The 22,234-nt window shown below is 63.1% G+C and carries 20 protein-coding genes; 10 read left to right on the top strand and 10 right to left on the bottom strand.

Translation table 11 applies throughout. From position 1 onward, the window contains the following. Positions 1 to 110 precede the first annotated feature (110 nt). The 6 genes from accC to A3AC_RS0125210 all read left to right on the top strand — a co-directional run bounded on the left by accC (position 111) and on the right by A3AC_RS0125210 (position 5,881). Positions 111 to 1,478: an acetyl-CoA carboxylase biotin carboxylase subunit gene (gene accC / locus A3AC_RS0125235; protein ID WP_025602227.1), complete on the top strand. Its 1,368-nt coding sequence runs from the start codon at positions 111 to 113 to the stop codon at positions 1,476 to 1,478. A gap of 3 nt (positions 1,479 to 1,481) precedes the next feature. Next, on the top strand, positions 1,482 to 2,384 hold the full coding sequence (gene prmA, locus A3AC_RS0125230; protein WP_025602226.1) for a 50S ribosomal protein L11 methyltransferase: 903 nt from the start codon (positions 1,482 to 1,484) through the stop codon (positions 2,382 to 2,384). 48 nt (positions 2,385 to 2,432) lie between these two features. Next, positions 2,433 to 3,770, top strand: coding sequence for a zinc-ribbon and DUF3426 domain-containing protein (locus A3AC_RS0125225; RefSeq protein ID WP_025602225.1), 1,338 nt, complete (start codon positions 2,433 to 2,435; stop codon positions 3,768 to 3,770). 72 nt (positions 3,771 to 3,842) lie between these two features. Further along, on the top strand, positions 3,843 to 4,343 hold the full coding sequence (tpx, locus tag A3AC_RS0125220) for a thiol peroxidase (RefSeq protein ID WP_025602224.1): 501 nt from the start codon (positions 3,843 to 3,845) through the stop codon (positions 4,341 to 4,343). A gap of 97 nt (positions 4,344 to 4,440) precedes the next feature. Beyond that, positions 4,441 to 5,379 carry a carbohydrate kinase family protein gene (locus A3AC_RS0125215; protein WP_025602223.1) on the top strand — a complete coding sequence of 313 codons (939 nt, stop codon included), beginning with the start codon at positions 4,441 to 4,443 and terminating at the stop codon, positions 5,377 to 5,379. A gap of 25 nt (positions 5,380 to 5,404) precedes the next feature. Next, entirely contained in the window at positions 5,405 to 5,881 is a 477-nt protein-coding gene (locus tag A3AC_RS0125210; RefSeq protein WP_025602222.1) for a glycine zipper 2TM domain-containing protein, read from the top strand. 319 nt (positions 5,882 to 6,200) lie between these two features. Here the strand turns inward: A3AC_RS0125210 and A3AC_RS0125205 are convergent, their stop codons facing one another. The 7 genes from A3AC_RS0125205 to A3AC_RS0125180 form a co-directional block, all read right to left on the bottom strand. Beyond that, entirely contained in the window at positions 6,201 to 6,845 is a 645-nt protein-coding gene (locus A3AC_RS0125205) for a histone H1-like DNA-binding protein (protein WP_013340543.1), read from the bottom strand. A gap of 30 nt (positions 6,846 to 6,875) precedes the next feature. After that, positions 6,876 to 7,202: a hypothetical protein gene (locus A3AC_RS30250; RefSeq protein ID WP_084515578.1), complete on the bottom strand. Its 327-nt coding sequence runs from the start codon at positions 7,200 to 7,202 to the stop codon at positions 6,876 to 6,878. Positions 7,203 to 7,289: 87 nt separating this feature from the next. After that, complete coding sequence (locus A3AC_RS0125200) at positions 7,290 to 8,522, bottom strand: ribonucleotide-diphosphate reductase subunit beta (RefSeq protein WP_025602221.1); 1,233 nt, start codon at positions 8,520 to 8,522, stop codon at positions 7,290 to 7,292. A 654-nt stretch (positions 8,523 to 9,176) separates the two neighbouring features. Next, on the bottom strand, positions 9,177 to 12,200 hold the full coding sequence (locus tag A3AC_RS0125195) for a ribonucleoside-diphosphate reductase subunit alpha (protein WP_025602220.1): 3,024 nt from the start codon (positions 12,198 to 12,200) through the stop codon (positions 9,177 to 9,179). A gap of 572 nt (positions 12,201 to 12,772) precedes the next feature. Then, a complete protein-coding gene (gene ampD / locus A3AC_RS0125190; protein ID WP_025602219.1) occupies positions 12,773 to 13,369 on the bottom strand; it encodes a 1,6-anhydro-N-acetylmuramyl-L-alanine amidase AmpD in 597 nt (198 codons plus the stop codon). After that, positions 13,366 to 13,683 (bottom strand): PP0621 family protein, encoded by a 318-nt coding sequence (locus tag A3AC_RS0125185; protein WP_025602218.1) that lies wholly within the window; start codon positions 13,681 to 13,683, stop codon positions 13,366 to 13,368. The genes ampD and A3AC_RS0125185 overlap by 4 nt, the downstream gene beginning before the upstream one ends. A 9-nt stretch (positions 13,684 to 13,692) precedes the next feature. Further along, complete coding sequence (locus A3AC_RS0125180; RefSeq protein ID WP_025602217.1) at positions 13,693 to 14,640, bottom strand: cytochrome C assembly family protein; 948 nt, start codon at positions 14,638 to 14,640, stop codon at positions 13,693 to 13,695. An 80-nt stretch (positions 14,641 to 14,720) separates the two neighbouring features. Here A3AC_RS0125180 and ffh point away from each other — a divergent pair, with 80 nt between their 5' ends. Next, positions 14,721 to 16,088, top strand: coding sequence for a signal recognition particle protein (ffh, locus tag A3AC_RS0125175; protein ID WP_025602216.1), 1,368 nt, complete (start codon positions 14,721 to 14,723; stop codon positions 16,086 to 16,088). A 121-nt stretch (positions 16,089 to 16,209) separates the two neighbouring features. Continuing rightward, positions 16,210 to 16,761: a hypoxanthine-guanine phosphoribosyltransferase gene (locus A3AC_RS0125170; protein WP_025602215.1), complete on the top strand. Its 552-nt coding sequence runs from the start codon at positions 16,210 to 16,212 to the stop codon at positions 16,759 to 16,761. Positions 16,762 to 16,869: 108 nt separating this feature from the next. Here A3AC_RS0125170 and A3AC_RS0125165 read toward each other — a convergent pair whose 3' ends face one another. Then, positions 16,870 to 17,469: a MarC family protein gene (locus A3AC_RS0125165; protein WP_025602214.1), complete on the bottom strand. Its 600-nt coding sequence runs from the start codon at positions 17,467 to 17,469 to the stop codon at positions 16,870 to 16,872. A gap of 12 nt (positions 17,470 to 17,481) precedes the next feature. Then, positions 17,482 to 19,218 (bottom strand): proline--tRNA ligase, encoded by a 1,737-nt coding sequence (locus tag A3AC_RS0125160; protein ID WP_025602213.1) that lies wholly within the window; start codon positions 19,216 to 19,218, stop codon positions 17,482 to 17,484. 308 nt (positions 19,219 to 19,526) lie between these two features. Here A3AC_RS0125160 and A3AC_RS0125155 point away from each other — a divergent pair, with 308 nt between their 5' ends. Together A3AC_RS0125155 and A3AC_RS0125150 are read left to right on the top strand one after the other, a co-directional pair. Then, entirely contained in the window at positions 19,527 to 20,267 is a 741-nt protein-coding gene (locus A3AC_RS0125155; protein WP_025602212.1) for an RNA pyrophosphohydrolase, read from the top strand. An 84-nt stretch (positions 20,268 to 20,351) separates the two neighbouring features. Next, a complete protein-coding gene (locus tag A3AC_RS0125150; protein WP_025602211.1) occupies positions 20,352 to 20,909 on the top strand; it encodes a CNP1-like family protein in 558 nt (185 codons plus the stop codon). 164 nt (positions 20,910 to 21,073) lie between these two features. On the opposite strand, the gene proB is transcribed toward A3AC_RS0125150, so the two are convergent. Further along, positions 21,074 to 22,192, bottom strand: a complete 1,119-nt coding sequence (gene proB, locus A3AC_RS0125145; RefSeq protein WP_025602210.1) for a glutamate 5-kinase — start codon at positions 22,190 to 22,192, stop codon at positions 21,074 to 21,076. Positions 22,193 to 22,234 lie beyond the last annotated feature (42 nt).

Here is a 22,234-nt window from a genome sequence, read left to right as displayed (position 1 = left end):
TGCCGTCCCATGCGCCCGTCGCGCCCCGCTGCCCGGAGCGCGCGCCCGATCCTCTGAGGCAGCCGGTGTTGTGAACAACCCGGCGCCCACTGATGAGTCGAAAACCCGCTATGTTTGAAAAAATCCTCATTGCCAATCGTGGCGAGATCGCGCTTCGTATCCAGCGCGCCTGCCGCGAACTCGGCGTCAAGACGGTCGTCGTCTATTCGGAAGCCGACAAGGAAGCCAAGTACGTGAAGCTCGCGGACGAAGCCGTCTGCATCGGCCCGGCGCCTTCGAATCTGAGCTACCTGAACATGCCCGCGCTGATCAGCGCGGCCGAGGTCACTGACGCCGAGGCGATTCACCCCGGTTACGGCTTCCTGTCGGAGAACGCCGACTTCGCCGAGCGCGTCGAGCAATCCGGCTTCACCTTCATCGGTCCGCGTCCGGAAACCATCCGGATGATGGGCGACAAGGTCACGGCCAAGCAAACCATGATCAAGACCGGCGTGCCTTGCGTGCCGGGTTCTGAAGGCGCATTGCCGGAAGATCCGAAAGAGATCGTGAAGATTGCGCGCCAGGTCGGCTATCCGGTCATCATCAAGGCGGCCGGCGGCGGTGGTGGCCGCGGCATGCGCGTCGTTCACACAGAAGCGGCACTCGTCAACGCGGTCAACATGACGCGCGAAGAAGCCGGCCGTGCGTTCGGCAACCCGCAGGTCTACATGGAAAAATTCCTGGAGAACCCGCGCCACATCGAAATTCAGGTGCTTTCGGATTCGTTCAAGAACGCGATCTGGCTCGGCGAGCGCGACTGTTCGATGCAGCGCCGTCACCAGAAGGTGATCGAAGAAGCGCCGGCGCCGGGTATCGCGCGCCGTCTGATCGACCGCATCGGTGACCGGTGCGCGGACGCCTGCAAGAAGATGGGCTATCTTGGCGCCGGTACGTTCGAGTTCCTGTACGAAAACGGCGAGTTCTACTTCATCGAGATGAACACGCGCGTGCAGGTCGAGCACCCGGTGACCGAACTGATTACGGGCGTCGACATCGTGCAGGAACAGATCCGCATCGCGGCCGGCGAAAAGCTCGCCTACCGTCAGCGCGACATCGTGTTCAAGGGCCACGCAATCGAATGCCGGATCAACGCCGAAGATCCGTTCAAGTTCATTCCGTCGCCGGGACGGTTGACGTCGTGGCACATGCCGGGCGGCCCCGGTATCCGCGTCGATTCGCATGCCTACAATGGCTATTTCGTGCCGCCGAACTATGATTCGATGATCGGCAAGCTGATTGCCTACGGCGCCACGCGCGAGCAGGCCATCAAGCGGATGCGCATCGCGCTGTCGGAAATGGTCGTGGAAGGCATTCAGACGAACATCCCGTTGCATCGCGAACTGATGCTGGATGCGAAGTTCGTCGAAGGCGGCACGAGCATTCACTACCTCGAAAACCGGTTGGCCGCGAAACTCGCGGTCGCACCGGAAGAAGCGTAAGTCATGAGTTACCGGGAACTGGTCGCCGAGCTGGCGCGCGAGCACGCGGAGGAGTTGTCCGACGCGCTGCTTGAGTTGGGCGCGTTGTCCGTATCGGTTGAAGATGCGGACGCCGACACGCCCGACGAGCAGCCGCTTTTCGGCGAGCCCGGTCTCACGCCTGAGCGCACGGCGTGGCAGCGCTCGCGCGTGATCGCGCTGCTCGCGCCGGAACACGAACCGGCCGTGCTGCTGGCTGCGGCGTCGAATGAAATCGGTCTCGACGAGGCGCCGCGCTTCACCGTGCGTGACGTCGAGGAGCAGGACTGGGTGCGGCTCACGCAGTCGCAATTCGATCCGATTCCGATTGGCGAGCGCATCTGGGTGGTGCCGTCGTGGCACGACGCGCCGGATCCGGACGCGCTGGTGCTGGAGCTCGATCCGGGTCTGGCCTTCGGCACGGGCAGCCACCCGACTACGCGTCTTTGCATGGAATGGCTCGAGCAATCGGTGAAGCCCGGGCAGTCGGTGCTCGACTACGGTTGCGGCTCCGGCATCCTCGCGATCCTCGCGAAAAAATGCGGCGCCGATCCGGTGTACGGCATCGACATCGACCCGCAAGCGGTCGAGTCGGCGCGTCACAACAGCGAACGCAACCGCGCCGAGGTCACCTACGGCTTGCCCGACGAATGTCCGGCAGGCCAGTTCGAGATCGTGGTCGCCAATATCCTGTCCAATCCGCTCAAGCTGATGGCCTCGATGCTTTCGTCGAAGGTCAAGCCGGGCGGTCGCATCGCGCTGTCCGGCATTCTGGCGCGCCAGGCCGACGAGGTCGCGCAGGTGTACGCGCGCTGGATCGACATCGGCGTATGGCGCGAACACGAAGGCTGGGTATGCTTAACGGGAACACGCCGCGAAAGCCATTAGAATAAGGCGTATTGTCCAACCAACGGCCTTCTGGCTATCCGGCTCAATATGCTTCTGGCGACGCGCTGCCCCTTCTGCGAAACTGTCTTCCGCCTGCAACCGGCGCAGCTCGCGCTACGCCGCGGGCTCGTGCGTTGCGGACAATGCCACGAAGTATTCGACGCTTCCAGCAGTCTCTACGACATCAGCGAGGGCGGCGATTTTTCCAGCGCGAGACACGTCTCCGCGGCCGCCGCAATCGAGGCCCTTTCCGGCGCGCAGCCCGGCGCGGCGGACTTCAGCCCCGCCGCGTGGGATCCTTGGGCGCCGCGGCCCACGCCGCTCTTCGAGGAACGGTTCCGTCATAGCGCAGCGAGCGTCTCGGCCCAGCCGCGTTACGCGGGCGCACGCGCTCCGGCAGCACCAGGCCATGCAGCGACGGAACCCACGTTGTCCGCCGGCGCGTCGGGCGTCTCGGGGACTGCAGCGGCGGCGGACCACGAGCCCGTGCTCGCTGACGCGCCGCTCGAACCCTTCGCCTATGAAGAGGGGCCGGTAAGCGAGCAACTGAGCGAGCAAACAAGCAAGCCGGCAAACCAGCCGGTAAGCGAGCCGCTCCACGAGGAAGCGCCGCGCGTCTGGCACAAGACCGAGCGCGCTGCGGGCTCGCCGGCTGACGAACCGGTGTTCAATGAATCAGCAGGTTTCCACGGATTTCCCGACAACGAACCGCATTTCGGCACGACCGGCGTAGGCGCTGCCGGGCTCGGCACCACGCATCCCCATCCGCATTTCGACGATCCGGATCTGCGCGGTCCGGCGCGGGCGGCGGCCACGCCGGACGGCGAGCCGTTCTCGGTGAACCCAGTCCACGACGACGACGATCCGTTCGCTGTGGTCCGCGAAACACGTCCGGCCGAGCCGCGCCGCCTCGCGTGGATCATCGGCGGATCGGTGGCGGCGGGACTGCTCGTCATCGCCCTGCTGGCGCAACTCGCCTGGTGGCAGCGCGAAACGGTGCTCGTCTATCTGCCGCGCACGCAGGTGCTGTACGCGAAGGCGTGCGCGCAACTCGGCTGCCAGCTCACCGCGCCGCACGACATCGACGGTCTGCAGGTCGAGCCGTCCGATCTGCGCCAGGTCGACGGGCCGCACAAGCTCGAATTGCGCATGCCGCTGCGCAACCGCTTCAACGTGGCGCTCGCTTATCCGGCGATCGAGCTGACGCTGCTCGACGACCAGAACAACATTGCGCTGCGCCGGGTGCTGTTTCCGCAAGATTATGTCCCGCCCGGCACGCCCATCGCAGCCGGCCTGCCGCCGCACATGACGCAAACCATGATCGTGCGCCTCGACACGGGCAACGCGGTCGCCTCGAATTTCCGCGTACAGATTTTCTATCCGTAACGCGTCCCCGCGTGCCCGGCTCGGACCGGGCGCGCTCACCGTCATCACTGACGAACTTTCGGAGCACAACACATGAGTCAAGTCACGCTGGGTGGTAACCCGATCGAAGTAGCCGGCACCTTCCCGTCGGTCGGCCAGACCGCGCCTGCTTTCTCGCTGGTCGGCAAGGACCTGAAGCCGTTGTCGCTCGCCGATTTCGCCGGCAAGCGCAAGGTGCTGAACATCGTCCCGAGCCTCGACACGCCGACCTGCGCGACCTCCACCCGCAAGTTCAACGAAGCCGCCGCCAAGCTCACCAACACGTCGGTGATCGTCGTGTCGGGCGACCTGCCGTTCGCCGCGTCGCGCTTCTGCACGACCGAAGGCATCGAGAACGTCGTGACGGCCTCGACCTTCCGTGGCCATGAGTTCGCACAGGCATACGGCGTCGATGTGACGAGCGGGCCGCTCGCGGGTCTCACGGCGCGTGCCGTCGTCGTGATCGACGAGAACGACAAGGTCGTTCACGCGGAACTGGTCGGCGAAATCAAGAACGAACCGAACTACGACGCAGCACTCGCTGCGCTGAAGTAAAACCCAAGCGTACGAAGACTCCGGCGCCGCGCTTCACGCGCGGCGCTGTCGCATCTTCCCCCCGATTTCTCCATCGTTTTTTACAGGAACGCTCGCCTTGTCTACGCTGATTTGCGGCTCGCTCGCCTACGACAACATCATGACCTTCGAAGGCCGGTTCCGGGAGCACATCCTGCCGGAGCAGGTCCACATCCTGAACGTGAGCTTTCTCGTGCCAACCATGCGCCGCGAGTTCGGCGGCTGTGCGGGCAACATCGCCTATTCGCTGAATCTGCTTGGCGGCGACGCGCGCATCATGGGCACGCTCGGCGAGATCGACGCGCAACTCTACATGGACCGCTTCAGGCAACTCGGGCTGTCGACGGAAAACGTGCTGGTCGTGCCGGGCACCTACTCGGCGCAGGCCATGATAACCACCGATCTCGAGAACAATCAGATCACCGCGTTCCATCCGGGCGCGATGATGCAGTCGCATCTGAACCGCGCGGACGAAGCGAAGGGCATCACGCTTGGCATCGTCGCGCCGGACGGCTACGACGGCATGGTCCAGCATTCGGAGCACCTGGCAGCGGCGGGCGTGCCGTTCATCTTCGATCCGGGCCAGGGTCTGCCGCTCTTCGACGGTGCTGCACTGCGGCGCATGATTGAACTTGCGACTTACGTAGCTGTCAACGATTACGAAGCCAAGCTCGTGAGCAACAAGACAGGCTGGTCGATCGAGGAGATCGCTGGCAAGGTGGAAGCGCTCATCGTCACGCTCGGCGAACACGGTGCGCAGATCCATCACGCGGGCGGCGTCGAACAAATTCCGGCCGTCAAGGCGCAGCAGGTGCTCGATCCGACAGGTTGCGGCGACGCGTTTCGCGGCGGCTTGCTGTACGGCATCGAAAAGAAGCTCGGCTGGGCGACCACCGGCCGTCTCGCAAGCCTGATGGGCGCGCTGAAGATCGAACACCAGGGCCCGCAAAACTACGCGCCCACCCGGGCGCAGATCAACGAACGGTTCAAGCAGGCGTTCGGGTACGACCTGCCGTAATAACGGAAGCTATTGGAGTTAGGGAATGAGAACAACGAGTCGCCTGGTAGTGGCCGCCTTGATTGCCGGTTCGCTGGCCATGTCGGGGTGTGCATACAACAGCAGTTCCGCGGACGTGTATACGGCGTCGCAGGCACAGCGCGAGGAAACGGTCCGTATGGGCACGGTCGACAGTGTGCGCGCAGTCAAGATCAGTTCGAACAACGGTCAGCCAAGCGGCCTTGGCGCGATCGGCGGCGGCGCGTTGGGCGCGGTGGCCGGCAGCGCGATCGGCGGCGGACGCGGCTCGATCGTGACGGGCATCATCGGCGGTCTGGCGGGCGCGGTGGCCGGCAACTCGGTCGAGAACAGCGTCGCCGTGCGCGACGGTCTCGAGATCACCGTACGCCTCGATAACGGCGACATCCGTGCGATCACCCAAAGCTCCACCGGCGAGATCTTCCGCGCTGGCGAGCGCGTCCGGCTTCTCTCCAGCGGCGGCGTTACGCGCGTCACGCACTAGCTTTCCCCTCTCGAGCGGCCAGCTTGACGCGGCCGCATCGACCTCACACGCATGCCCTCCCCTGTGCATGCGTTTTTTTTCGCCTGCGCTCAGCGCACGATGCCGAGCCCACGTGCACGGCGAGAGCCGCACCGTCGACGCGGGACCCGCGACGCGCAACGCCTCGCGACTTACGTTTTCTTCGGGCGAAAAAAATCCCGTTGCCGGAGACCAGCAACGGGATCCTGACCGGGTAGCGCTCGCGAGACTCCGTCAAGCGCTGCCCGATCATCGGACACATGGAACCATGTGCCGAAGTACTTCTACTGCCCGCGTCCTGTTACGGACGGCTGCCCGTCGGGAACGGCCATGCCGCTGCCGGGTTCAGCGCGGTCTTCACCGTCGCCGCCGGTGCGCTCGAAACAGAAGTCGCAGCGGGTGCAGGCGCAGCCTTCTTGGCGACAGCCTTCTTCGCAGGCGCGGCCTTCTTCGCAGGAGCAGCGGCCTTCTTCGCAGGAGCAGCCTTCTTGGCAGGCGCAGCCTTTTTAGCGGCAGCCTTTTTCGCGGGCGCAGCCTTCTTGGCAGCAGCCTTCTTCGCAGGCGCGGCCTTCTTCGCTGCAGCCTTCTTCGCAGGCGCGGCCTTCTTCGCTGCAGCCTTCTTCGCGGGCGCTGCCTTCTTCGCAGTCGCCTTCTTGGCCGGTGCAGCCTTCTTCGCTGCTGCCTTCTTGGCCGGCGCTGCCTTCTTCGCTGCTACCTTCTTGGCCGGTGCGGCTTTCTTCGCTGCGGTCTTCTTGGCCGGCGCAGCCTTCTTCGCTGCAACCTTCTTCGCCGGAGCTGCCTTCTTCGCTGCGACCTTCTTGGCCGGCGCTGCCTTCTTCGCTGCTACTTTCTTTGCCGGTGCGGCCTTCTTCGCCGGAGCTGCCTTCTTTGCTGCGACCTTCTTCGCTGCAGGCTTCTTAGCGGCGGCTTTCTTTGCAGTTGCCATCATTTTCTCCTTCAGGTTTTCAGATGAGAGTCAGTTCAAACTACACCCTTCGTCAAAACCCGCTTCCCGCGGACGCTTCTCAGGGCGCGCGCTACGAAGCGGGCTATTCATCGGCGTACGCAGGTGCCGCGCGCTTACGCTAATGAATGCGGTAAGGCGCGCCGTGCCCGAAGGCACCGCGCGCCAAATGTCATCGGCGTTGGGTTGCAACGCCGGTAATTGCTTGATCGAGCCAACGGCGATCACGCCGTCGGCTTTTTCCGGGGGGAAGTTTGCCCATCCCACTGAAGGGTTCGCAAAGTGCCAGTCATGTTTGTGGGCCGCGAAGGCACGCGGCGCACGGGGCACGCTTTGCATCAGGCGGTTCAGCTCCTAAACATAATTGCCGCAGCTCAAGGCCGACGGCATCCCCATCGATGAATGCATCTACGACACGAACCCGGATCACTCCCAGGTCAGCGCGCCGCCAGTCTGATATTCGATAACACGCGTCTCGAAGAAGTTGCGCTCCTTCTTCAGGTCGATCATCTCGCTCATCCACGGGAACGGGTTTTCCTCGTTCGGGTACAGCGGATCGAGACCGATCTGCTGGCAACGGCGGTTGCAGATGAAGCGCAGATAGCTCTTGAACATCGACGCATTGAGGCCGAGCACCCCGCGCGGCATCGTGTCTTCTGCGTAACGGTATTCAAGTTCGACCGCCTGCTGGAAGATCTCGCGGATTTCCGCGCGGAACTCAGCCGTCCAGAGTTGCGGGTTTTCAAGTTTGATCTGGTTGATCAGGTCGATGCCGAAGTTGCAGTGCATCGACTCGTCGCGCAGGATGTACTGGTATTGCTCCGCCGCGCCGGTCATCTTGTTCTGGCGGCCGAGCGCCAGGATTTGCGTAAAGCCGACGTAGAAGAACAGGCCTTCCATCACACAGGCGAACACGATCAGCGAGCGCAGCAGCGTCTGGTCGGTTTCGAGCGTGCCGGTCTTGAAGCCCGGATCGGTCAGCACATTGATGTACGGAATCAGGAATTCGTCTTTCGCGCGGATCGAGGGAACCTCGTGATACGCGTTGAAGATTTCGCCTTCGTCGAGACCCAGCGATTCGACGATGTACTGGTATGCGTGCGTGTGGATCGCCTCTTCGAACGCCTGGCGCAGCAGGAACTGGCGGCATTCGGGCGCCGTGATGTGGCGGTAGGTGCCCAGCACAATGTTGTTGGCGGCGAGGGAGTCAGCCGTCACGAAGAAGCCCAGGTTGCGCTTGACGATGCGGCGCTCGTCTTCGGTCAGCCCGTTCGGGTCCTTCCAGAGGGCGATGTCGCGCGACATGTTCACTTCTTGCGGCATCCAGTGGTTGGCGCAACCAGCCAGATACTTTTCCCAGGCCCACTTGTATTTGAACGGCACCAACTGATTGACGTCGGTCTGGCCGTTGATGATGCGCTTGTCGGCGACATTGACCCGAGCCTCTGAAACGGCAGCCGTTCCAGCAGCGCGAGCAATCGGAGCAACGGGAGCGACAGCGATGTCGTTCGCGAAGATGTCTTGAGCCGAGGGAGCATGAGGAGCGGAACGCGTTCCGGCTTGCGAACCGACAGCCGATCCCGCAGCGTTGCGCAACACGTTCTGTTGCGTAGCGCTCGAGGGAGTTACGGCAGTGATCTCGTCATCCCAGTTGAGCATAAATGTCACCATCAATTTAGAACGGTTTGTACCATCTTTTCACGAGCGATAAAAGAGTCCGCTCATGAAAAATCCTGTTTTCGATTCGCGTTGCTACGTTCATACAACACTTTGTTCAACGGTGTGTGTGCATCGCCTCATGTGAAGCGTGTTGAACGTGTGTCGCTGAGGTACTTCGCGAGCTCAAAGAGCAACGTGTTCAAGCGTCGTTTCGCTGCTCTATCTATCTGTATTGCGGAGTGCGTGTGCTGTCTACTGCACTTGCTGCGCGTTGCCGGTTCGTCCGCACGAGTGAGACGAAGTTCAACGCAATGTCGGGTCATGCATGTAGCCGGCTGCGTTGCTCGCCCGGTTGACCAAAGCGTTGATGATGCGCTGCTGAAGCATTGCTTAAGGGTTGCCAGGCATTGCTTGAGCGTCGGGTCTTGCAGTCTGCTGTCATCTGGCGCGTTGCGTGACATGCCGAACCGCTGCTTCGCTACGTCTACTTCGTTTGTCCGACGATGAGCGGTGCGGCCTTTCACCTGGTCATCGCGCTTGCCGCGCCGCTCGTCGGGTTACTTCTTCTTCATCTCGATGAGGCTCGTTGTCGCTGCATGCGGGTGATTACCTAGGACCCTTTAGCAAACAACGAACCTGCTTGCTGCTCGCCGCTTACTGGCAAGCCTCGCACTCGTCGAAGCCAGGGTCGCCAGGACGCATCATGCAGACGGGGCCGTCGGCTTCGGGCGCAGCTTCGACTGCAACCGCCGGCACTGCTGCCGCCGCTGTCGCTGCTGCCGCCTGAAGGCCGCCCGCACCGCCGCTCACGCCGAAGCCGCCAGCCGCGCCGCCGCTGATACCGCCAGCACCACCAGCGCCACCTGCACCTTCGCCGCCGCCCGAACTCACTGCGTTGAGCGCGCCGTGAGCCACCGTCGATTTCTCGACGTGCGTTGCCGCCATCGTGCGCAGGTAGTACGTGGTCTTCAAACCGCGCACCCATGCGAGCTTGTAGATCTCGTCGAGCTTCTTGCCCGATGCGCCGGCCATGTAGATGTTCAGCGACTGCGCCTGGTCGATCCACTTCTGACGGCGCGACGCCGCTTCGACCAGCCACTTCGGATCGACTTCGAACGCCGTGGCGTAGATCGCGCGCAGATCAGCCGGGATACGGTCGATGCGCGAGAGCGTGCCGTCGAAGTACTTCAGGTCGGCGACCATCACTTCGTCCCACAGGCCGCGTGCCTTCAGATCGCGCACCAGGTAGTCGTTGACCACCGTGAATTCGCCCGACAGGTTCGACTTCACGTACAGGTTCTGGAACGTAGGCTCGATGCAAGCCGACACGCCGATGATGTTCGAGATCGTCGCCGTGGGTGCGATCGCGATGCAGTTCGAGTTGCGCATGCCGTAGGTGGCGATGCGCTGACGCAGCTCCGTCCAGTCCATCGACTCGCTCGAATCCACCTCGACATAGCCGCCGCGCGCTTCGGCGAGCAGCTTCACCGAGTCTTGCGGGAGGATGCCGCGATCCCACAGCGAGCCGCGGTAGCTCGAGTAACGGCCGCGCTCTTCCGCCAGCTCCGTCGACGCGTAGTAAGCGTAGTAGCAGACCGCTTCCATCGAAGTGTCGGCGAACTTGACCGCCTCTTCGGACGCATACGGCGTGCGCAGCAGATGCAGGCAGTCCTGGAAGCCCATGATGCCCATGCCGACCGGACGATGCTTCAGGTTCGAGTTACGCGCCTTGGCCACCGCGTAGTAGTTGATGTCGATCACGTTGTCGAGCATGCGCATCGCGACGCTGACCGTGCGCTTGAGCTTCTCGTGGTCGAGCGCGAGCGTGCCGTCGGCCTGTTCCTTCAGATGCGCGACGAGATTCACCGAGCCCAGGTTGCAGACGGCGATTTCGGCGTCGCTCGTGTTGAGGGTGATTTCGGTGCACAGATTCGACGAGTGGACGACGCCCACGTGCTGTTGCGGCGAGCGCACATTGCACGGGTCCTTGAACGTGATCCACGGGTGACCCGTTTCGAACAGCATGCCGAGCATCTTGCGCCACAGTTGCGCCGCCGGAACCTTCTTGAAGAGCTTGATCTCGCCGCGCGCGACCTTGTCTTCGTAAGCCGTGTAAGCCGCTTCGAACTCGGCGCCGAACTTGTCGTGCAGGTCCGGGCAGGTGGACGGCGAGAACAGCGTCCAGTCGCCGCCTTCCATCACGCGCTTCATGAACAGGTCGGGAATCCAGTTCGCCGTGTTCATGTCGTGGGTGCGGCGACGGTCGTCGCCGGTGTTCTTGCGCAGCTCAAGGAATTCTTCGATGTCGAGGTGCCACGTTTCCAGATACGCGCACACCGCGCCCTTGCGCTTGCCGCCCTGGTTCACGGCCACTGCCGTGTCGTTGACAACCTTCAGGAACGGCACGACGCCTTGCGACTTGCCATTGGTGCCCTTGATGTGCGAGCCGAGCGCGCGCACGCGCGTCCAGTCGTTACCGAGACCGCCGGCAAACTTCGAGAGCAGCGCGTTTTCCTTCAGCGCTTCGTAGATGCCGTCGAGGTCGTCGTCGACCGTGGTCAGATAGCACGACGACAACTGCGAGCGGCGCGTGCCCGAGTTGAACAGCGTGGGCGTGGACGACATGAAGTCGAAGCTCGACAGCACGTTGTAAAACTCGATGGCGCGCGCTTCACGGTCGATCTCGTTGAGCGACAGGCCCATTGCGACACGCATAAAGAATGCCTGGGGCATCTCGATGCGCACGCCGTCGTGATGCAGGAAGTAGCGGTCGTACAGCGTTTGCAGACCGAGGTAGCCGAACTGCAGGTCGCGGTTGTTGTCGAGCGCGGCGCCGAGACGCTTCAGGTCGAATTGCAGCAGCTTGTCGTCGAGCAGTTCAGCCTGCACGCCGCGCTTGATGAACTGCGGGAAGTACTCGGCGTAGCGCTCGCCCATTTGAGCTTGCGTCACTTCTTCTTCGAGAATCTCGCGGCGGATGGTGTGCAGCAGGATGCGCGCGGTAACCTGGCTATACGCCGGATCTTTCTCGATCATCGTGCGGGCGGCAAGAATGGCCGAGTCATAGACCTGGCTCATCGGCACGCCGTCGTACAGGTTCTTCACCGTTTCTGCGACGATCGGCTCGGCGCTCACGGCGTCGCCCAGATTCGCGCAAGCCGACTCGATGATGCCGCGCAGCGCCGCCATGTCCAGCGGACGCGTCACGCCGTTGTCCGTCACGTTCAGGCCCGGCGTGCTGCCGGCCGCCTGTTCGTCATGACCGCGCGCCTGCGTGCGCTTCTCGCGATACAGCACGTAGGCACGCGCGACGTTGTGCTCGCCGCCGCGCATCAGCGCGAGTTCGACCTGATCCTGGATGTCTTCGATATGGAACGTGCCGCCATTCGGACGGCTGCGCAGGAGCGCCCGCACCACGTTCTGCGTGAGTTGCTCGACCAGCTCGCGCACGCGCGCCGACGCCGCGCCCTGACCACCGTTGACGGCGAGGAATGCCTTCGTCACGGCAATGGCGATCTTCGACGGTTCAAACGACACCACGCTGCCATTACGGCGGATCACCTTGTAGTCGGCGTACGTCGCTTGCGGCGCGAGCGCTTGATTGCCTTGTGCCTGGCCGAACGTCTGGCCAGTGGGTGATCCCTCATACCGGGTCGTCACATTGTCGGTGGTTTGCATGTGCAAAGCTCCTGGTCCTGGAAATGTTGCGGCGAGTGCCGCGGATTAAAACGAACGCTGCGCCGCCGCGTGCGCAAACGATGGGGTGCAGGAAAAAGACCGGCCTCTGCGGCGGGCGGGATGCGACTGCGATGAAGCCTGATTCGAATTCGTAACGGTCTTCTTCGTATATGTCGCGATCACTCTCAGCCCCTTTCCTGATGCTTATGGTTGCCGCCGGTTGGTCTGGACCGGCGGCGCCGCAGGAATTTTTTCGCTGCCTGGAATGCTTGCGGCGCCATGCTCAGGAGCGGGGCGCCGCAGACTGGCCACTCAGTTACGCACTCGGTTGTGCACCGGCTTATTCACACAGCTGTGCACCCGGTTATTCACACACTTATACACAGGACACACAATATCTAGTGCGTAACCGAATTTGTGGCACCAAGTATAGTGGACTTTCAAGACAGATCAAATCGTTTTATTTGCGCCTGACGTCTTGACTTTTGCCTCGCGCGACGCGAAGCCGCCTCCCCGGAGAACGAGGCTGCGCCTCGTTCTCCTCGCATCACGCGAAGTCTCGCGGAGGGCTGTTACGGCGTTTTGAAAAACTTGAGATAGGGGAAATACCGATCCGCGAGCGACGTGTCGCGTTGGAGGCGCGTCCACTCGAAGTGAGGCCCTGGGTCGGTCTTGCGGCCAGGCGCAATGTCGGAGTGTCCGGCAAGGGCTTCTATCGGATAACGCGCCGCGAGGGCGCTGACGAGTGTGCTCAGTGTGCGGTATTGCGCCGCCTCGAAAGCGGTGGTGTCGCTGCCTTCGAGTTCGATGCCGATGGAGAAATCATTGCAGCGCTCGCGGCCGAAGAAGTTCGACGGCCCGGCGTGCCACGCGCGCTCGTTGCACGACACGAACTGTTCGAGCGCGCCGTCGCGATGAATCACGAAATGCGCCGACACCCGCACCCCGCGCAAGTGCGCGTCGTAGTATGGGTGAGCGTCGCAATCGAGTGTATTCAGGAAGAGCTCGGCGATCGCCGTGCCGCCGAATTCGTTGGGCGGCAAGCTGATGTTGTGCACCACGATCAGCGTGGGCACCGCGCCTTGGGGCCGCGCCTCGAAATTCGGCGATGGCAGTTTGCGTGCTTGAGCAACCCAACCGTCTGCGTCGACGGTGAATTCGACGCTCATCGAGCGTCGCGGCCCGTGGGTCGTGCGCCGTGCCGCTGCGCGTGCGCAGCGCTGCAAAAGGCCTGTCCGGCGACGATCACCGAATCGCCCTTGGGCGCATGCACGCCGCACTCGACGCAACGGATCATCGGCTCCGCAAGTTGGGGGGCCTCGGACGGACGCGCCGCACCGTTGCCGGTTGCCGCGCCAGGGCGCGCATCACGTGCACCATTCGCGCCGGTGCGTTGCGCCGTGTGCGCGTCATGACGGCGCAGCGCCTTCACCAGCCACTGCCCGACAATGAACAGTATGATCAGCAAAAAGATTTGTCGCATGGGACACGCTCACACTACGGCACGGTGCAGCAGCACCTCGAATACAAAACGGCTGCCGACATACGCCAGCAGCAACGCGACGAACGACGCCAGCACCCAGCGCAACGCGGCACGGCCGCGCCAGCCGGAGATCTTGCGCGCCGTCAGGAGCGCGCCGAACATCACCCATGAAAGAATCGCGAACACAGTCTTGTGATCGAGGTTCAGCGCGCGGTCGACCAGCTGCTCGCTAAAGAGGATGCCCGACACCAGCGTGAGCGTCAGCAGCACGAAGCCTGCGCCGATCAGACGGAACAGGAGCTTTTCGAGCGTGAGCAACGGCGGCAGCGTGTCGAGCCAGCTGGAAAGCCAGCCGTTGCCGGCTGCCGCGACGTGCCGCTCTCCGATGCCGCCGCGCATGGCATGAAGACGCCGCTCGACGAGCAGCATCAGAACGGCGTGCAGCGCCGCAATGGCGAACAGCCCATACGCGATGTTGGCGATCAGGAAGTGCAGCTTGAACATGGGCGCGGCCGAATACGGCAGCACGCGCACGCCATTGAACGCAAGCGGCAAAAGCGAAGCGACGCAGGCGAGCGGCAGCACGAGGAGCCGCAGCCCGTCCAGAGGAAAGAAGAAGCTCTCTATCCAGTAGATGCCGGCACCGAGCCAGAACATGGCCGACAGCGCGAATGCGAAGCCGAACACCATCGCGTTCTGCGGAAAGATCGTGGTGTGCAGCAGCACGCCGTGCGCGAGCAGCGCGACGAACAGCAACGCGCGGCCCGACGAACTCATGCCCGAAGCCGCAGCCCCGGCGAACCCCGAGCGCGTGTCCGCGGCCGGTGCCGCAGTGGCGGGCAGCGGCGAGACGCTTCCCAGCATGGGACGCGATCCGGCGTGCCGGTGCGAGCGCCAGCCGGCCACGGCCAGTCCGCCGTAGAGGAGCGCGGTGAGGGCATACAGTACAATATCCATATTCGAAGTTTACACTAGGCCCCTGCTCCGCGACGTCTTCCGCTTCGCGCCCGCCCGGGCCGCACTGTTCATCGCTCCCCATGCTCGACAATCTGACTCAACGGATGGCGCGCGTCGTCAAGACGCTGCGCGGCGAAGCCCGGCTTACTGAGGCGAATACACAGGAAATGCTGCGCGAAGTGCGTCTCGCGCTGCTCGAAGCGGACGTGGCGCTGCCCGTCGTGCGCGAGTTCATCGGGAAGGTCAAGGAGAAGGCGCTCGGCGAAGAAGTCCTGAGCAGCCTGTCGCCGGGCCAGGCGCTCGTCGGCGTGGTGCAGCGCGAGCTGACCGCGGTGATCGGCGGCGACTATGAAGGCAAGGCCTCCGAGCTCAACCTGGCCGTCGCGCCGCCGGCCGTCATCCTGATGGCGGGTCTGCAAGGCGCGGGTAAAACGACCACGGTCGGCAAGCTCGCCAAGCTGCTGCGCGAGAAGTACAAAAAGAAGGTGCTGACCGTTTCGTGCGACGTCTACCGCCCCGCTGCTATCGCGCAGTTGAAGACGGTGACCGAGCAGGTCGGCGCGGACTTTTTCCCGTCCGAGCCGGATCAGAAGCCGGTCGACATCGCGCGCGCCGCGGTGGATTGGGCGAAGCGCCACTATCACGACGTGCTGCTCGTCGACACCGCCGGTCGTCTCGGTATCGACGAAGCGATGATGCAGGAAATCGCCGCGCTTCACAGCACGCTGAAGCCGGCGGAAACGCTCTTCGTCGTCGATGCGATGCTCGGCCAGGACGCGGTGAACACCGCGAAGGCATTTAGCGACGCGCTGCCGCTCACCGGCGTCGTCCTTACCAAGCTCGACGGCGACTCACGCGGCGGCGCGGCGCTTTCCGTGCGTCATGTGACGGGCAAGCCGATCAAGTTCGTCGGCGTCGCGGAAAAGCTCGATGGCCTGGAAGTGTTTTATCCGGACCGCATGGCCAACCGGATTCTCGGCATGGGCGACATTCTCGCCCTCGTCGAGGAAGCGCAGCGCGGCGTGGATGTTCAGGCGGCGCAAAAGCTCGCCGACAAGGTCAAGAAAGGCGGCGACTTCGACCTCAACGATTTCCGCGCGCAACTCACGCAAATGAAGGGCATGGGCGGGCTGTCGTCGCTGATGGACAAGCTGCCCGCGCAGTTCCAGCAGGCCGCCGCCGGCGCCGACATGAGTCAGGCCGAAAAGCAGATGCGCCGCATGGAAGGCATCATCAATTCCATGACGCCGCTCGAGCGCGCCAAGCCCGATCTCATCAAGGCGACGCGCAAGCGCCGCATCGCCGCGGGCGCGGGCGTGCAGGTGCAGGAAGTCAACCGCATGCTCAACCAGTACGACCAGATGCGCACCATGATGAAAAAGCTGAAAGGCGGCAATCTGCAAAAGATGATGCGCGGCATGAAGGGCATGTTGCCCGGCATGCGCTAAGCTTTATCAAGATGGCGGCGCGTGGGTTCCAGACACGACCGGCGCCGGCCATCCCGAAAGAGGACTTCCTCCGGGGCGTTCTCACTCACACTATGTATACAGTTACCGCCCGTCAGACGTCATGAACCGCGAAGAAGCTCTCCACATTTTTAGCCACTCCGAAGAAATCGTTTCGGCGGGCGAGGTCAATGCGTCGATCAGCGGCATGGCTGCCGCCATTCGCGCCGAGATGAGCGAGGACTTTCCGCTCGTGCTCTCGGTAATGGGGGGCGCGGCGGTGTTCACCGGCATGCTGCTGCCGCACCTCGATTTTCCGCTGGAGTTCGACTACATCCATCTCACCCGCTACCGCAACACCACCAAAGGCGGCGACGAGATGCAATGGCGCGTGGCGCCGGCGGAGTCGGTGAAGGATCGCGTGGTGCTGGTGCTCGACGACATCCTCGACGAAGGCGAGACCATGGCCGCGATTCGCGACCGCATTCTTGCGATGGGCGCGAAGCGCTTCCTGAGCGCGGTGCTGTGCGAAAAGATTATTCCGAAGGCAAAGCCGCTGCGCCCGGACTTCTGCGGCTTCGAAGTGCCCGACCGCTATGTGTTCGGCTGCGGCATGGACGCGAAAGGCTACTGGCGCAACCTGCCGACCATTCGCGCGCTGACTGAAGGCGCTTGAGTGTTTGGCTTCTGCCCCTCGCTGCCAGGCTTTTACAGCTTGTAGCACGAAAAAAAGCGGCCCGTGGGCCGCTTTTTCATTGCGCCGCGAGACAGCGCAGCACCGGCTTCACAGTTGATGCACGAACGCGCGGATGCCGCCAAGCATCATCTCCACCGAGATCGCCACCAGCACGAGTCCCATCAGACGCTCGAATGCCGTCATGGTGCGCTCGCCGAGCCATGCCTGAATGCGCTCGGCGAGCATCAGCACTACGGCGCACACAATCATTGTCACGGTCAGCGCGCCGATCCACTCGAACATCTTGCCGGGCGCCTGCGACGTCAGCAGCATCACCGTTGCGAGCGCCGACGGCCCCGCCAACGCCGGAATGGCGAGCGGCACGATCAACGGCTCGCCGCCGCGCGTGTCGCCGCCGAATGGCCCGTCCGGATGTGGAAACACCATGCGCAGCGCAATCAGAAACAGCACGATGCCGCCACCGATGCGCAACGACTGGTCCGTGAGACTCATCATGCGCAAAAACGCGTCGCCCAGCACCATGAAGAGCAGCAGGATCGCAAACGCGATCGCGACCTCGCGTAGGATCACGGCGGTGCGCCGCTTCGGCGACACACCGCGCAGACAGCTGATAAAAAGCGGAATGTTGCCGAGCGGGTCGGTGATGAGAATCAGCAGGACGGTCGCGGACAGGAAGGTGTACTCCACCGTCCGCTCCGCTTAGCGCGCGAGCGCCGCGCGAACCTTCGCGATCACCGTTTGCGCGGCTTCGTCGACCGGCAGCAAGGTCGCCTCAGCGTCGCGGCGGCCCTGATACTCCAGCTTGCCTTCCTTCAGACCGCGGTCGCCGATCACCAGACGATGCGGCACGCCGATCAGTTCCCAGTCGGCGAACATCACGCCCGGGCGCTCGCCACGATCGTCGAGAATCACGTCGATGCCGGCGTCCACCAGTTGCGCGTACAGCTTGTCGGCCTGCTCGCGCACGGCTTCGCTGCGGTCATAACCCATGGGGCACAGCACGACCTCGAACGGCGCGATGGATTCCGGCCAGATAATGCCCTTCTCGTCGAAGTTCTGTTCGATCGCGGCACCCAGAATACGCGTGATGCCGACGCCGTAGCAGCCCATTTCCATAGGCTGCGGCTTGCCGTTTTCGTCAAGGCAGGTAGCGTTCATTGCTTCGGAATACTTGGTGCCGAGCTGGAACACATGACCCACTTCGATGCCGCGGCAGATGTCGAGCACGCCCTTGCCGTCCGGCGACGGGTCGCCCTTCTTCACGTTGCGGATATCCGCGACGACCGGCTCCGGCAGATCGCGGCCCCAGTTGACGCCGGTGGTGTGGTAGTCCACTTCGTTCGAGCCGACCACGAAGTCGCTCATGTTCGCGACCGTACGATCCGCGATGACCTTGACCGGCTTCTTCGTGTTGAGCGGGCCGAGATAACCCGGCGGCGTACCGAAGGTTTCGATGATCTCCGCCTCAGTCGCCATGCGGAAATCGGCGAGGCCCGGCAGCTTGCTTGCCTTGATCTCGTTGAGGTCGTGATCGCCGCGCAGCATCAGCAACCAGATGGTCGGTTCCGCGCCTTCGTTGTCAGTCGCCAGCACGATCGACTTGATGGTGCGCTCAAGCGGAATATTCAGCAGCTCCGCAACGGCCTCGCACTTTGCCTTGCCCGGCGTCGGCGTCTTTTTCAGCTCCTCGGCCGGGGCGGCGCGCTCGGCATAGAGCGGCAGTGCTTCGGCCGCTTCCACGTTGGCCGCGAAGTCGGAGGTCGGGCAATAGGCGATTGCGTCTTCGCCGGTTTCGGCGATGACGTGGAATTCATGCGAGCCGCTGCCGCCGATCGAACCGTTGTCCGCCGCCACCGCGCGAAAATCGAGACCGAGACGCGTGAAGATGCGCACGTATGCGTCGTACATCTTGCGATACGACTCGCGCAGGCCCGCCGCGTCCTTGTCGAACGAGTACGCGTCTTTCATGATGAACTCGCGGCCGCGCATCACGCCGAAACGCGGGCGGATTTCGTCGCGGAATTTGGTCTGGATCTGATAGAAGTTGACCGGCAACTGACGGTAGCTCTTGATCTGACCGCGCGCGATGTCTGTCACCACTTCTTCGTGCGTCGGTCCGATCACGAAGTCGGATTGCTTGCGGTCCTTGAAGCGCAGCAATTCCGGGCCGTATTTCTCCCAGCGGCCCGATTCCTGCCACAACTCGGCGGGCTGCACCGCCGGCATCAGCAATTCGATCGCGCCTGCCCGGTTCATTTCCTCGCGCACGATGGCTTCCACCTTGCGGATCGAGCGCAGGCCGATCGGCAGATAGTTATAGATGCCGCCGGCGACGCGGCGGATCATGCCGGCGCGCACCATGAGCTTGTGGCTGACGATCTCGGCGTCTGCCGGAGCTTCTTTCAGGGTGCCGATAAAGAAACGGGAAGCTTTCATTCAGATTTTCCAAAAGCGGCGGCCCCGGAGGGACCGCCCGAAAAGGGTGAAAACAGGAAATCGACACGCTTGGGCGCCCGAGCCCTGCCGTGCGCCGCGCGAGCGGCCGCCACACCACCTCAGCCACCAGGAGCGCCGACGCGGCCGCGCAATGCCTTCTGCACTAGGGATAACGCACGGGGAGCCTGACAGGCTACCGCAAATGCAGGCCTTTTGCGGCGAATCGTTCCATTCTGGTGCGAATCGGTGCGTGAGGGCCGTTATCTGTTTATAATCAAAGCAATTTTAAAGGATTCGAAGGTGGTTGTATGCTGGATCGTGAAGGCTTTCGCCCGAACGTCGGCATCATCCTCTTGAACGCGCACAACGAGGTGTTTTGGGGCAAACGGCTCCGTGAACATTCCTGGCAGTTTCCGCAAGGGGGCATCAAGTACGGAGAAACCCCCGTGCAAGCGATGTATCGGGAGTTACACGAAGAAACCGGTCTGCTTCCGGAGCACGTCAAGGTGATTGGTCGCACGCGCGACTGGTTGCGTTACGAGGTGCCTGACAAGTTCATCAAGCGCGAGGTACGCGGTCATTACCGCGGCCAGAAACAAATCTGGTTTTTGCTCCGAATGGTGGGGCGCGATTGCGACATCTGCTTGCGCGCCACCGACCACCCGGAGTTCGATGCCTGGCGCTGGAACGAGTACTGGGTGCCGCTCGACTGTGTGATCGAGTTCAAGCGGGATGTGTATCAGTTGGCGCTGACGGAGCTATCCCGTTTCATGCGCCGGACTGCGCCGCGTGCGGAAAAAACCGGCGGTCACCATGGGACGCGCTATCCCCGGATAGCGTCGTCAATGGAAAGTCCGCCGGATTCCACGGTGATGACGGTGACTTCGGTAACGTCCGTCAGAATCGAAACTTCAGTTCACGCAACGAGCGTGTCTGACTGCGGCGACAATGCCGGCTCGGCGGACAAGGCGGGCGCGGCAGCGGAGCTCGATGACGAATCGGCTCGCGGGGCCGCGGGTTCCCTGCTCCGTCAGGGCGCGCGTAGTTGATCGTTCTGCGCGGCTTCCCATGCCGCACATGCGGGCGCGGCCCCCGAAACACGGGAGCCGCGCCCGTTTTTTGAGGAAATCATATTGAAAGCACTTGCTCTCGTCGTGGCGTGCGTCGCCACCGGCGCCCTGCTGGCTGGCTGTTCGAGCGCCGGCAAATCCACCAATAAGGACGACAGCGCGTTTACCTACCTGCTCGACCGGCCCACTACCTGGGTGGAAAACAACGTCGACACATTGCCGCCGTTGCCGCAGCACTCGAGCCTGCTTCCCTTCGACGTCTCGGGCAATACGCCCTTGCATTTCGCGATAGACCGCAACTCGCTGAGCGTCGGTTCCGACGGCGTGGTGCGCTATACGGTGGTGGTCACGAGCCCGAGCGGCGCGCGCAATGTGAACTACGAGGGCATTCGCTGCGACACCTACGAATGGCGTCTCTATGCCGGTCTGAACGCGGATCACGACGGCTGGGACCGAACCGTCGCCAACGACTTCACACGTATCGAGAACGGCGCGCTGAACGCGTATCACGCGGCGCTATATCAGGACTATCTGTGCGCGAACAAGCTGCCTACGGGGAGCGCGAAGTCGATTGTGGAGAACATCCGCTATAAGCGCACGGCAACGTCTCTCGTTCATTGATCCGTTGACGGTGTGTCTGGCAAAAAGCCGTTCCAGATGTTATTGGAACGGCTTTTTTATGCGCCGCTTCTGGTGGGCTGCTTGACCTGACTGCCTAGCCTGGCTGCTTAACGCTACGGCATGGCGTGGCTGCTTGCTGAGCGAGCCTAAACCCGGCCGCCGGATTAAACCAGTACCAGGTTATCGCGATGAATCAGCTCCGGCTCGAGCATGTAGCCAAGCACTGATTCGATTTCACCGCTCGGGCGCCGCTGGATCAACTTCGTTTCCGCACTGCTGTAGTTGGTGAGACCGCGCGCCACTTCCCGGCCGGCGGCGTTCAGGCACGCGATCACCTCGCCGCGAGCAAACGCACCCTGCACGCCCACGATTCCGATAGGCAGCAGGCTCTTGCCGCCCGCGGTCAGCTTCTCGACGGCGCCGTCGTCAATCACCACGTGGCCGCGCACCTGCAGATGGTCCGCCATCCATTGCTTGCGCGCTGCCATGCGCGCGGTACGTGCGATCAACTGCGTGCCTATCGCCTCCCCGGAGGCAAGCCGCGACAGCACATCGGCTTCGCGGCCGCTGGCGATCACTGTATTCGCGCCGCTGTGCGCGGCGCGCTTGGCGGCGAGAATCTTGGTCAGCATGCCGCCGCGGCCGAGGCTCGAACCCGCGCCGCCGGCCATGGCTTCCAGGTCCGGCGCGCCGGCGTCCGCCTGCTGGACCAGCGTCGCATTCGGATCTTTCCGCGGATCGGCGGTAAAGAGCCCTTGCTGGTCCGTGAGGATGATGAGCGCGTCGCCCTCGATCAGATTCGCCACCAGGGCGCCAAGCGTGTCGTTGTCGCCGAACTTGATCTCGTCGGTCACGACCGTATCGTTTTCGTTGATGATGGGCACCACGCCGAGTCGCAGCAGCGTCAGCAACGTGGAGCGCGCATTCAGATAGCGCTCGCGGTCCGCCAGGTCGGCGTGAGTCAGCAGAATTTGCGCAGTCTGAATGGAATGCTCGGCGAAGCGGCTTTCGTAGACCTGAGCAAGACCCATCTGCCCGACGGCGGCTGCCGCCTGCAATTCGTCGATCTCACGTGGCCGTTTGGTCCAGCCGAGCCGCTGCATGCCTTCCGCAATGGCCCCTGAACTCACCAGCACCACCTCTTTGCCTTGTGCGCGCAAAGCGGCAATCTGCGCAGCCCAGCGGCCGATGGCCGCATGATCGAGGCCGCGCCCGTCGTTGGTGACGAGGCTGGAGCCGACTTTCACTACCAATCGCCGCGAATCTGCGATGACGGAACGCATTGTGCGCAGTCTCCCAAGATGACGCCTGACGTGCGCCGGTCG

Origin of the sequence: Burkholderia sp. WSM2230 (genome assembly GCF_000472445.1) — a bacterium.
GTDB lineage: Bacteria > Pseudomonadota > Gammaproteobacteria > Burkholderiales > Burkholderiaceae > Paraburkholderia.
Note: the sequence above shows the minus strand (reverse complement) of the source record. Positions and strands in the feature narration are given on the sequence as shown.